We start from the raw sequence: 11,942 nt of genomic DNA, 5'->3' as shown, positions 1-11,942 counted from the left end.
CGATGCGCATCCCCAGGATGCTTACTGAAGTAAGTGACTGGGGTAAGCGAGGCAGCCAACGCATCTGCAAGTCGAAATATGACGAGTTTTAGACGTCCAGATGTTTACACATCCATAATTGACAGTTACTGTATATTCCTCAAGCGCAAATTGCTCATGGCGAAGTGAAGGACTTTCATGATCGAAATTAAACACCTGAAAACGCTGCAAGCGTTGCGGAACAGCGGTTCACTGGCGGGTGCGGCAGCGGCCCTGCACCAGACCCAGTCCGCCTTGTCTCACCAGTTCAGCGATCTGGAACAGCGCCTTGGCTTCCGTTTGTTTGTGCGTAAAAGCCAGCCACTACGCTTCACGCCGCAAGGGGAAATTCTGCTGCAGTTGGCCAATCAGGTGCTGCCGCAGATCGCTCGCGCCCTGCAGGACTGTAACGAACCACAGCAGACCCGGCTGAGGCTGGCTATCGAATGTCACAGCTGTATTCAGTGGCTGACGCCGGCGCTGGAGAATTTCCGCGCCCGCTGGCCGCACGTGGAGGTCGACTTCCATTCCGGAGTGACCTTCGACCCGCAGCCTGCGCTACAGCAGGGCGAACTGGATCTGGTGATGACCTCCGATATCCTGCCGCGCAGCGGTCTGCACTACTCGCCGATGTTTGATTATGAGGTGCGTCTGGTGCTGGCGCCCGAGCACCCGTTAGCCATGAAGATGCTGATTACGCCAGAGGACCTGGCCTCGGAAACACTGCTGATTTATCCCGTGCAGCGCGGGCGCCTCGACATCTGGCGCCATTTCCTGCAGCCGGCCGGCATCAGTCCCCAGCTGAAAAGCGTCGATAACACGCTGTTGCTGATCCAGATGGTGGCCGCAAGGATGGGCATCGCCGCGCTGCCGCACTGGGTGGTGGAAAGCTTTGAACGCCAGGGCCTGGTGGTCACCAAAACCCTGGGTGAGGGATTATGGAGCCGGTTGTACGCGGCCGTCCGCGATGGCGAACAGCGTCAACCGGTCACCGAAGCGTTTATTCGCTCTGCGCGGAACCACGCCTGCGATCATCTGCCGTTTGTCCGGAGTGCGGAGCGACCCAGCGGCGATGGACCCACAGCGAGGCCAGGATCACCAACGCTCCGCTAATAAAGCTCGGCCAGTGCGGCTGCTCCTGCCAGATGGCGAGGTTTACCAGTAGACCCGCGGGGACATGGACGTTATTCATGATCCCCAGCGTGCCGGCATCCACCTGCGTGGCGCCATAGTTCCACATAAAGTAACCCAGCCCGGAAGCCACCACGCCGAGCCACACCAGCACGCTCCACTGCAGCGTGGTGGTCGGCAGCTTCTGGGGGTTGCCCAGCATAAACCACGCTGCCACCGCCACGATAAAGGCCCCGACATAAAACCAGGCAAAGGCATTGTGCTGCGGCATCGGACGTACCTCCATCAGGCGCTTGTAACCCACCATGCCGATAGCGAAGCAGAGGTTTGACAACTGCACCAGTAACAGCCCGGTCCAGAAATGATCGCTGACTTTGTCATAGCGGATAATCGCCGCCCCCAGCACCGCCAGCGCAGCACTCAGCAGATAGCCCCAGCGCAGCTTACGTCCGCTGAGCAGGTCGTAGATCAGCGTGATATACAGCGGGGTAAACACGGTAAACAGCAGAAATTCCGAAACCGTCAGATAGAGATAGGCGCGGAAAGCCAGCAGATACATGATGCCAAGCTGCATCGCGCCCACCAGCATATAGAGCACGATCGTGCGCGGAGACTGGCCGCGCGTGCGCAGGAAAGGCAGGAACACCAGCGCCGCCAGGCCCACACGCATCAGCACCGAAAAATAGCTGTCGACGCTACCGGCCAGGTATTCGCCAATCAGGCTAAAAGAAAAGGCCCACAGGATAGTGGTGATAATTAACAGCGCCACAATGGTCGTCTCGTTGGATAAAGAACAGGCATTGTAGCGAAGAGTCAGGTTGACGACTGGAGAGTTATTCGCCAGTCGTCAATCTTTTTCAGTCGAGGTATAGCTTACGCAGGTAGTGCGGGACCGCATCGTCGGCGTTACTGCCGATCACTTCCAGTTCCGGATGCAGATCCTTCAGCCGTTGATGGGCGTTGGCCATGATGCAGCCTTTGCCGGCCATCGACAGCATCTCAGCGTCGTTCATACCGTCGCCGAAGGCGATGCAATCGGCAAGAGTGTAACCGAGCATTTTCGCCACCGCCTCCAGCGCATGCCCCTTCGATACCCCACCCGCCATGACTTCCAGGCAGGTTAAGGTGGAGAAGCTGACGTTCACGCGATCGCCCCAGCGGGCGTTCATCGCCTGCTCCAGCGGCAGCAGATGCTCGTGATCCTCGCAGGTAAAGAATACTTTGCTGATCCCCTGCGGATCCAGTTCGCCCGGCTCATACAGCTTGTAGTTAAACACCGCCTCCTTGAAGAAGCGCATCTCTTCCGGACGATGGCGGTTCATATACCACTCGTCTTCCCGATAGACGTTAGTGACGATTTTCGGGTCGTTACGCACGATCTCAAACAGGTCGGCGGCAATATCGCGGTCGAGGTTATGGGCAAAGATTTGCTGACCATCGCTATCGTGAACCCGGGCGCCGTTAGAGGTGATCATGTACGACCGGATGCCGAGATTATCGCGGATCTGCCCGACGTCGATGTAGTGACGGCCGGTGGCGAAGACGAAATTGATCCCACGGGCGGTGAGCAATTTCAGCGTCTCTTTGGCATACGGGGTCAGGAAATGATCGGGGGAAAGCAGCGTGCCGTCTAAATCAGACGCAACAACCTGGTACATAAAAAAGTTAACCTCTAAGCAGGGCGACGAGCGTTATCGTCGGATTAAGTATGTCGATTGAAAAACTCGACGATGGCATTGAGCGCGACTGAGCGCATAGCGTCCTTTTCAAAAAGGATCTCATGATATGCCCCTTCAATGACGAGCGGTTTACCGCCCTCACAGGGATGGCCGGCAGCGGCCCGTAATTCACAATAGCGGTCGTGCATCAGATTATCGACCACCCGCTCCTCCTCTGCCTGTAAAAGCAGCGTCGGGGCGGTGTCTTTTTCCACATTCGCCAGCACTTCGTCGCCGGCCAGCATGCCCTCCCGCACCCAGTGCCAGGTCGGGCCGCCAACCTGCAGTCGCGGTTCATCGGCATAGAAGCGCAGGTTGCGACGATAGCGTTGTCGACTGTGCGTCAGCACGTTAACGGCAAAAGGCAGCGCCCGCCAGCGCCCGGTGCCGATGGCATACTCTTCGCGAATGCGCTGATGGCCCTCAGCCCAGTCGAGAATATGGCGCACCATCCAGTCCGGCAATCGAATGATAATCCCGAACATCGGTGCGCAGAGCGCAATCGCATCGCAATGCGCCTGGTAACGTTGCAGAAAAAGCGTGGCAATCGCCCCGCCCATAGAGTGAGCGAGGATAAACCGTTTTCGCCAGTGTCCGGGGACCACCTGCTGCTGCCAGAGCGCCGCCAGGTCATCGACATAGTCGCTGAAGTTGACGACGTGTCCGCGGTGGGTATCAGAGAGCAGGCGGCCCGAGCGCCCCTGGCCGCGATGGTCGATGATCATCACGTCAAAGCCGCTGTGAAAGAGATCGTAGGCCACTTCAGCATACTTCACGTAGCTTTCAATGCGCCCGGGGCAAATCAGCACCAGACGATCGTTATTTTGCGCGCAGAAGCGAACAAAGCGTACCGGCACATCATCGACGCCTTTAAATTCAGCCTCTTCGCGCTGTCGCCAGAAATCCGTCAGCGGCCCCATGCTAAAGGCCGCAAACGCGTTTTCTCGTGTTTCCCAGTCCTTTTTCTGCCCAAACATCGGGTTTACACCCCTGTTAACCGCTGAAAATCGTTTTTTTGCCCTGTATCACACAATGCTGACACAATAGCGTATTGTGGCATAAAAACAGACAATCAGGGAGTTTCTCATGACCATTGAGTGGTGGTTCGCCTACCTGCTGACATCAATCATTCTCAGCCTGTCACCAGGTTCCGGAGCGATTAATACCATGACCACCTCCATTAACCACGGTTACCGCGGCGCGGCGGCGTCGATTGCCGGTTTGCAGACCGGGCTGGTTATTCATATCGTGCTGGTTGGTGTTGGTCTCGGCACCCTTTTCTCCCGCTCGGTGCTGGCCTTTGAAGTGCTGAAATGGGCCGGCGCGGCTTATCTTATCTGGCTGGGGATCCAGCAATGGCGGGCGGCGGGGGCGATCGACCTGAATACGCTGGCGAAGGCGCAGACGCGCGGCAAACTGTTCCAGCGCGCGGTGTTCGTGAATCTCACCAACCCCAAAAGCATTGTGTTTCTGGCCGCCCTGTTTCCGCAGTTTATCCTGCCGCACCAGCCACAGGTGATGCAGTATCTTGTTCTGGGCGTCACCACCATTGTCGTCGATATCATTGTGATGATTGGCTATGCGACCCTGGCGCAGCGCATTTCAGCGTGGATTAAAGGTCCAAAGCAGATGAAGGCGCTGAACAAAGTCTTTGGTTCGCTGTTTATGCTGGTCGGGGCGCTGCTCGCCTCCGCCCGTCACGCCTGAATCATGGAATCTCGCTCGCAAAGAGAGGTTTGCCGGGCGAAAAACGCGCACTCTCTGCACGAGCCGACACGCAAAGCGGGTAATTAATTTTTTTACCCGCTGTCGGCGTTGAACCCACCGTGTCAGGATGCCGCCAGATACGTGATTCACGGATGAACGGCGATGGCGGAAACGGCGACTCCTCATGATGCGGTATTTAAAACCTTTCTCTCGCGGGTAGAGACGGCGCGCGATTTTATCGAGCTCCACCTGCCTTCGTCGTTAACACAGATCTGCAAACTGGATACCCTGCGTCTGGAATCCGGCAGCTTTCTCGAAGACGATCTCAGGCCTTACTACAGTGATATCCTTTATTCGCTGGAAACCACCCGCGGTGCGGGCTATGTCCATGTTCTGATCGAGCACCAGAGCGCACCTGATAAGCTGATGGCCTTTCGCTTAATGCGCTATGCTGTCGCCGCCATGCAGCGGCACCTGGAGAGCGGCCATAAAACGCTGCCTCTGGTTATCCCTATTCTCTTTTATCAGGGACGACGCAGCCCCTATCCCTGGTCGATGCGCTGGCTGGATAATTTTGCCGATCCTGAGACCGCCCGCCAGCTCTATAGCGGGGCGTTTCCGCTGGTCGATATCACGGTGATCCCCGACGACGACATCATGCAGCACCGCAGCATGGCAGCCCTGACGCTGGTGCAAAAGCACATCCGCCAGCGCGATATGGCGCAATTGCTGGATAAGTTGACCCATCTCTTACTGCTGGAGCAGATGAGCGGACAACAAATCACCGTATTGGTAAACTATATGGCTCAGGCAGGAGATGCCGAGGATACACGGACACTCTTGTACGGACTGGCACAGCGCGTGCCGCAGCATGGAGGATTACTGATGACGCTGGCGGAAACATGGCTTGCAGAAGGTATGGAGAAAGGCGTACAGCAGGGCATAAAAGAAGGTAAACACCAGGCCTTGCTGCAGGTTGCCGAAGCAATGCGCAAACGCGGTATTGATGACGCAGCTATTATGGAAATGACCGGTCTGGCTGAGGATGAGCTGCAGCGGCTTCGCCACTGACACTTTCCCACCCGGAAACAGCCGGGTGGGAAACAGCATACCGGTTAACGCGAGATAATCAGGTGGATGCCGAAGCCCGCAAACAGCGTACCGGCGATACCATCGATCCACTTCGCCATCCGCTGATAGCCGCGGCGCATCCCCGGCAGGGCGAACAGGCTGGCAACCACCATAAACCAGGCCAGCGTCTCGACGATAATCAGCAGGAAAATACCCCAGCGCGCACCAGCGCCGACGCTGTCACCCACGAACAGCGAGAACACCGAGCCGAAGTAGATGATCGCTTTCGGATTCGCCAGATTGGTCAGCAGTCCCTTCACGAAGCTGCGTCCGCTGCGGGCCAGCTCCACCTGCGGCTCCGCCGAGGCCACCGCCTCTTTTTTCAGCGCGCCGCGCAGCATCTGGTAGCCCATCCAGCACAGATACAGGCCGCCACCGACCATGATGATGTTATGCAGCCACGCCATCTGCGCGAGGATCAGGTTCAGGCCGAGCAGGGCAACCCCCGCCCAGATCATGACGCCGCAGGTGATCCCCAGCACACCCATCATCGCCTCTCTGCGCGAGCGGCTGATGGCCGTTTGTGAGACAAAGAAAAAGTCCGGCCCCGGGCTCATCAGCGCAATGATATGCACCAGCGCCACGGTGAGGAAAAGCATCAGCATAGTTAACTCGCAGGAAAATAGTGAAGAGGGAAACTATTCTGGCACCTTTTCCCGCGGCTGACTACTCATCATCACCATCGACATGAGCGCGTATCAATGCCATGAATTCTTTACCGAAGCGCTCAAGTTTACGCGTCCCCACGCCGTTGACGCTGAGCATCTCGCCGGCGGTGAGTGGCGACTGTTCCGCCATCTCGATCAGCGTCGCGTCGTTGAAGACCACGTATGGCGGGATATTCTCTTCGTCGGCGATCGCTTTACGCAATTTGCGCAGCTTGGCAAACAGCTTGCGGTCGTAATTGCCGCCAAAGGATTTCTGCATCGCCTTCGGCTTCAGCGCCACGATACGCGGTACGGCAAGCTGCAGCGGCACCTCGCCGCGCAGCACCGGTCGTGCGGCTTCGGTCAGCTGCAGTGCGGAGTGCTGGGCGATATTCTGCGTCACCAGCCCAAGGTGAATCAGTTGGCGGATTACGCTCACCCAGTGCTCGTGACTCTGCTCCCGGCCGATACCGTAAACCGGCAGCTTATCGTGGCCCATGTCACGGATGCGCTGGTTGTTGGCCCCGCGCAGGACCTCCACCACGTAACCCATCCCGAAACGTTGATTCACCCGGTAAATCGTTGACAGCGCCTTGCGCGCATCCATTAAGCCATCGTACTGCTTTGGTGGGTCAAGACAGATATCGCAGTTGCCGCACGGCTCCTGGCGCCCTTCGCCAAAGTAGTTCAGCAGCACCAGACGACGACAGGTTTGCGCTTCGGCAAACGCCCCCATCGCATTCAGCTTATGCCGCTCGATATCCTGTAGCGATCCGGCGGGTTTTTCCTCCAGACAGCGGCGCAGCCACGCCATATCCGCCGGATCGTAAAACAGCATCGCTTCCGCCGGCAGGCCATCACGCCCGGCGCGGCCGGTTTCCTGGTAGTAGGATTCAATATTGCGCGGGATATCGAAGTGCACCACAAAGCGGACGTTCGGCTTGTTGATACCCATCCCGAAGGCCACCGTCGCCACCACGATCTGCAGATCGTCGCGCTGGAATTTCTCCTGCACGTCGGCGCGAACGGCGTTTTCCAGACCAGCATGGTAAGCCGCCGCGCTGATGCCGCGGCTCTGCAGACGCGCGGCGGTATCTTCCACTTTCGAGCGGCTGTTGCAGTAGATGATGCCCGATTTGCCGCGCTGATCCTGAACGTAGCGCATCAGCTGGTCGAGCGGTTTGAATTTCTCCATCAGCATATAGCGGATGTTCGGCCGGTCGAAGCTGCTGACCTGAATCAGCGGATCGTTAAGCCCCAGCAGACGGACGATATCACGGCGGGTGGTGTCATCGGCGGTGGCGGTCAACGCCATAAACGGGATCTGCGGCAACCGCTGACGCAGCTGGCCCAGCGCGGCATATTCCGGACGGAAGTCATGGCCCCACTGGGAGATACAGTGCGCTTCGTCTACCGCCAGCATCGCCAGGTTCCAGTTCGCCAGATGCTCAAGAAAGTTATCCAGCATCAACCGTTCCGGCGCGATATACAGCAGACGAACCTGCCCGCTGCGACAGCCGGCCATCACTTCCTGCTGCTGCTCGCGGCTTTGCGTCGAGTTCAGACAAGCCGCCGCCACGCCGTTGGCCAGCAGTTGATCGACCTGGTCTTTCATCAGCGAGATCAGGGGTGAGACCACGACTGTCAGACCGCCCATGACCAGCGCCGGCACCTGATAGCACAGCGACTTGCCGCCACCGGTCGGCATGACCACCAGGCAGTCCCGGCCCTCAAGCACCGTCTCGATAATCGTTTCCTGGCCAGGACGGAACTGCTGGTAGCCGAAGGTCTCTTGTAAAACCTGCTTCGCCAGCGATTCCTGATTTAATACTTCCGCCTGTGCCACGTTGACCCCATTTGCCTGAAAAGAAAACAGGCGCTATTTTCAGCGCCTGCGAGCCAGAGTGCAACGATTAAAACAGATCGTTGAGCATTAGCCCGACGCCGACGCGCGTTTGATTGAAGTTGTAGTCGATAAGCGATTCGCCGTAACCGCTGTAGATCTGCGTATAGGCGCGAACATGTTTGGTAATGGGATAGCTCACGCCGAGCTCCGCCCCGCCATAGCCGGTGTTCCAGTTATATTGCCCCTGCGCGCTGAGGATCGCCTCTCCCAGCTGGTAGCCCACCTTCAGCCGGTAATAGCCCATATATTTGGTGATATCCGGGTTATCATCGGTGTTGCCCACCACATACCAGGGCTTCACTTCCACCAGCCAGTTGCCGTTTTGCGCCATCAGGCGGGCGTAAAGCCGGTTCCAGCTGCGCGAGGTGGGGTCGGAACGACCATTCGAGTCGTGGTTATACCCCATCTCGATGTCGCGCAGCGTCCAGCCGGCAAACTGGTAGTCGGTCGCAAAGCCCAAAAACAGCTGGGGTTCGTAATTGGTTTCGCGAAACGGCGCCGACTCTTTGCTGTTGGAGAGCTGCCACCAGGATTTCTGGGTGTACGATGCGCCGAGCAGCGAATTATCACCCAGGATGCCGCGCCACAGCGGAAACGCCAGACTCAGCTGAAATTTCACTTCATCTTTACGGGCATTTTCGGCCCAGTCATAGCTGCGGATCGCCTCTTTATTGAGGTCGCTGGTCCATGTGTAGAGCAAATAGTTGCTCTCATAAGGGTAGAGCAGGAAAGGATTATCATGGTCCTGGAGCAGGTTGGCGATAATGCTGCCGCGCACTGCCGGTTTGTCGTGAACCGACGCATCCTGCGCCATAACACCGGCCGGTAGCGCGCACAGCGCCACCAGGCAGGCCAAAGAGATACGCATGCTGGTCTCCTGATAAATAGTTTTTATTTTTGTTTAACCTGAAGCCATTCTACCTGTTTATTAATCACCTGCCCCCTAATCCGCTCCGAAAGTGGAAATCAATATTTTAGAAGCATAAAATCAACATTTTGTTAACGAATGGAACCGGTGTTATGTCTGAACTTACTGCCGAAGCAGCGCTGAAACTGGTGGGGGAGATTTTCGTCTATCACATGCCGTTTAACCGTGCCCTCGGTCTCGAACTGGAGCGCTATGAAAAGGCGTTTGCCCAGCTCAGCTTTAATAATCAGCCGATGATGGTCGGCAACTGGGCGCAGAGTATTTTGCATGGCGGAGTGATCGCCTCCGCGCTGGACGTCGCCGCTGGCCTGGTCTGCGTCGGCAGCACCCTCACCCGCCATGACACCATCAACGAAGAAGAGCTGCGCCAACGCCTCTCCCGCATGGGAACCATCGACCTGCGCGTAGACTACCTGCGTCCGGGCCGCGGCGAACGGTTTACCGCCACCAGCAGCCTGCTGCGCGCCGGCAATAAAGTGGCGGTAGCCCGCGTGGAACTGCATAACGAAGCTCAGGTCTATATTGCCAGCGCAACGGCCACCTATATGGTGGGTTGATTGGCCAAAATCGAGTAACATCACTCTCTTTGGCAATGGATTTTACCGATGGATGCGAAACAGACGCGGTTGGGGATCATTCTGGCCCTCGCCGCCTACTTTATCTGGGGTATCGCGCCAGCGTACTTCAAACTTATCTACTATGTTCCCGCCGATGAAATTCTGACCCATCGCGTGATCTGGTCCTTCTTCTTCATGGTGGTGCTCATCAGCGTCAGCCGCCAGTGGCCGCAGGTGAAAAAGCTGCTGAAGACGCCGCGCAAGATCTTCCTGCTGGCGCTCTCGGCAGTGCTGGTCGGCGGTAACTGGCTGTTGTTCATCTGGGCGGTGAATAACCACCATATGCTGGAAGCCAGCCTCGGCTACTTTATCAACCCGCTGGTAAATATTCTGTTGGGGATGATTTTCCTCGGCGAACGCTTCCGTCGCCTGCAGTGGCTGGCGGTGATCCTCGCCTTTTGCGGCGTGTTGGTCCAGCTGTGGACCTTTGGTTCGCTGCCGATAATCGGCCTTGGGCTGGCCTTCAGTTTTGCCTTTTACGGCCTGGTGCGGAAGAAAATCGCTGTCGACGCGCAGACCGGCATGCTGGTGGAAACGCTGTGGCTACTGCCGGTGGCGGCAATCTGGCTGTTTGGCATCACTGATAGCCCGACCAGCCATATGGGGGAGAACCCCTGGTCGCTCAATCTGCTACTGATGGCCGCGGGCGTGGTCACGACCATTCCCCTGCTGTGCTTCACCGGCGCGGCAACGCGCCTGCGGCTCTCCACGCTGGGCTTTTTCCAGTACATCGGCCCAACGCTGATGTTCCTGCTGGCGGTGACGTTCTACGGCGAAGTGCCGGGCAAGGATAAAATGGTGACCTTCGGCTTTATCTGGGTCGCGCTGGCGGTATTTATCGTCGATGCGCTGTATACCCAGCGCCGGCTGCGCAGAGGCTAAGCCGGCCTCAGCCAGTAAAAAAGGGAGCCGCCGCTCCCTTTTTTTACAGCCAGTTTTTACGCTTGAAGTAGAGATATGGCGCCAGGCCGGCCAGCATCATAAAGACGATCGCCCCCGGGTAGCCGAAGCTCCAGTGCAGCTCCGGCATAAATTCAAAGTTCATCCCGTAGCTGGACGCCACCAGGGTTGGCGGCAGGAACACCACCGACACCACAGAGAAGATCTTGATGATGCGGTTCTGCTCGATGTTGATGAAGCCCATCGCCGCCTGCATCAGGAAGTTCACCTTCTGGAACAGCGATTCGTTGTGCGGCAGCAGGGATTCGATATCGCGCAGGATCTCCCGCGCCTGTTCCAGCTGGCCCGCCGGCAGGCGCGCCTTACGCACCAGGAAGTTCAGCGCGCGCTGGGTATCCATCAGACAGAGGCGGACCTTCCAGCCGATATCTTCCAGTTCCGCCAGCGTCGACAGCGCTTCATCGTACTCGTCGCCCTGATGGCCTTCCATAATCACGCGGCTCAGCTTTTCCAGGTCGCTGTAGATATTTTCAATTTCATCCGCCAGCTGCTCGATTTTGGTTTCGAACAGGTCGAGCAGCAGTTCGTAGGCGTTACCGTCGACCAGCGTCTGGTTGCGCACGCGCATACGGTACAGGCGGAAAGCGGGCAGTTCGCGCTCGCGCAGCGTGAACAGGCGGCCTTCGCGGATGGTAAACGCCACGGTAGAGTTGCCGGCGTGATCTTCCGCATCTTCAAAAAAGAAGAACGAGTGGATGTGTAACCCGTCTTCATCTTCAAAGAAACGCGCGGAGGCTTCGATATCTTCCAGTTCCGGGCGCGTCGCCAGGTTCTGACCCAGTTCCGTCTGCACGCGGCTTCGCTCATCGTCGTCAGGCTCGACCAGATCGACCCACACCGAGCTGGCGAGGTGCTTGATCTCATCGGCTTCCAGGCGCGTTAAACGATTGTTTTCCAGTTGAAATGCGCTCAGCATGACCGGGACTCCCAATGCAAAAAAATTATCGGACAGTTCGGTGGGCACACAGAAACAAATTGGGTTTCAGACCATTAAGCCTGACTCAGCGCGACGGGAATAGGGCAGGTCGCTGACAACCGCTAAGGCTATCAGCATAAGAGGATAGCCTTAGGAGTTGTTCCTGAATGACAGGAAGTTGAGCCAGCATCTACTGGGTGTGTCCAAGGCGAATGTCCTCTTAGCGTAATCGTGCGCGCATGTTACGCCAGCGCAAAATCGGC

13 protein-coding genes are annotated in these 11,942 nt (G+C 57.4%); 5 read left to right on the top strand and 8 right to left on the bottom strand.

Annotation, left to right across the window (positions count from 1 at the left end; genetic code table 11):
* The first annotated feature begins 177 nt into the window (after positions 1-177).
* A complete protein-coding gene (gene metR, locus SPE70_RS00655) occupies positions 178-1,131 on the top strand; it encodes an HTH-type transcriptional regulator MetR (RefSeq protein ID WP_064170678.1) in 954 nt (317 codons plus the stop codon).
* On the opposite strand, the gene SPE70_RS00650 is transcribed toward metR, so the two are convergent.
* From SPE70_RS00650 to pldB, 3 genes are all read right to left on the bottom strand, one after another.
* Positions 1,019-1,918, bottom strand: coding sequence for a carboxylate/amino acid/amine transporter (locus tag SPE70_RS00650; protein WP_012969187.1), 900 nt, complete (start codon positions 1,916-1,918; stop codon positions 1,019-1,021). The genes metR and SPE70_RS00650 overlap by 113 nt on opposite strands.
* Positions 1,919-2,006: 88 nt before the next feature.
* Positions 2,007-2,807, bottom strand: a complete 801-nt coding sequence (yigL, locus tag SPE70_RS00645; protein WP_008807941.1) for a sugar/pyridoxal phosphate phosphatase YigL — start codon at positions 2,805-2,807, stop codon at positions 2,007-2,009.
* Between the two features lie 44 nt (positions 2,808-2,851).
* Positions 2,852-3,844, bottom strand: a complete 993-nt coding sequence (gene pldB, locus SPE70_RS00640; protein ID WP_008807942.1) for a lysophospholipase L2 — start codon at positions 3,842-3,844, stop codon at positions 2,852-2,854.
* Positions 3,845-3,953: 109 nt separating this feature from the next.
* On the opposite strand from pldB, the gene rhtB reads away from it, so the two are divergent.
* Together rhtB and SPE70_RS00630 are read left to right on the top strand one after the other, a co-directional pair.
* Entirely contained in the window at positions 3,954-4,574 is a 621-nt protein-coding gene (gene rhtB, locus SPE70_RS00635; RefSeq protein ID WP_008807943.1) for a homoserine/homoserine lactone efflux protein, read from the top strand.
* A gap of 162 nt (positions 4,575-4,736) precedes the next feature.
* On the top strand, positions 4,737-5,645 hold the full coding sequence (locus SPE70_RS00630; RefSeq protein ID WP_012543232.1) for an Rpn family recombination-promoting nuclease/putative transposase: 909 nt from the start codon (positions 4,737-4,739) through the stop codon (positions 5,643-5,645).
* A gap of 44 nt (positions 5,646-5,689) precedes the next feature.
* Here SPE70_RS00630 and rhtC read toward each other — a convergent pair whose 3' ends face one another.
* The 3 genes from rhtC to pldA form a co-directional block, all read right to left on the bottom strand.
* Positions 5,690-6,310 (bottom strand): threonine export protein RhtC, encoded by a 621-nt coding sequence (gene rhtC / locus SPE70_RS00625; protein ID WP_008807945.1) that lies wholly within the window; start codon positions 6,308-6,310, stop codon positions 5,690-5,692.
* A 61-nt stretch (positions 6,311-6,371) separates the two neighbouring features.
* Entirely contained in the window at positions 6,372-8,198 is a 1,827-nt protein-coding gene (recQ, locus tag SPE70_RS00620; protein WP_324726425.1) for an ATP-dependent DNA helicase RecQ, read from the bottom strand.
* Between the two features lie 67 nt (positions 8,199-8,265).
* The gene (pldA, locus tag SPE70_RS00615; protein ID WP_002883408.1) at positions 8,266-9,126 is read right to left on the bottom strand and encodes a phospholipase A; all 861 of its coding nucleotides are present in this window, start codon (positions 9,124-9,126) and stop codon (positions 8,266-8,268) included.
* 152 nt (positions 9,127-9,278) lie between these two features.
* Between pldA and yigI the strand changes: the two genes are divergently transcribed.
* Entirely contained in the window at positions 9,279-9,743 is a 465-nt protein-coding gene (gene yigI / locus SPE70_RS00610) for an acyl-CoA thioesterase YigI (RefSeq protein ID WP_008807947.1), read from the top strand.
* A 48-nt stretch (positions 9,744-9,791) separates the two neighbouring features.
* Complete coding sequence (rarD, locus tag SPE70_RS00605) at positions 9,792-10,685, top strand: EamA family transporter RarD (protein WP_063106422.1); 894 nt, start codon at positions 9,792-9,794, stop codon at positions 10,683-10,685.
* A 43-nt stretch (positions 10,686-10,728) separates the two neighbouring features.
* Here rarD and corA read toward each other — a convergent pair whose 3' ends face one another.
* Positions 10,729-11,679 (bottom strand): magnesium/cobalt transporter CorA, encoded by a 951-nt coding sequence (gene corA / locus SPE70_RS00600; RefSeq protein ID WP_012543234.1) that lies wholly within the window; start codon positions 11,677-11,679, stop codon positions 10,729-10,731.
* Positions 11,680-11,829: 150 nt separating this feature from the next.
* Positions 11,830-11,886: a YsgD/CorL family protein gene (gene ysgD, locus SPE70_RS26355; RefSeq protein WP_349815745.1), complete on the bottom strand. Its 57-nt coding sequence runs from the start codon at positions 11,884-11,886 to the stop codon at positions 11,830-11,832.
* Between the last annotated feature and the right edge of the window lie 56 nt (positions 11,887-11,942).

Source organism: Klebsiella sp. ZJOU C1 (assembly GCF_035620215.1).
Taxonomy (GTDB): Bacteria; Pseudomonadota; Gammaproteobacteria; order Enterobacterales; family Enterobacteriaceae; genus Klebsiella; species Klebsiella variicola.
This window is presented reverse-complemented; position numbering and strand designations above follow the sequence as displayed.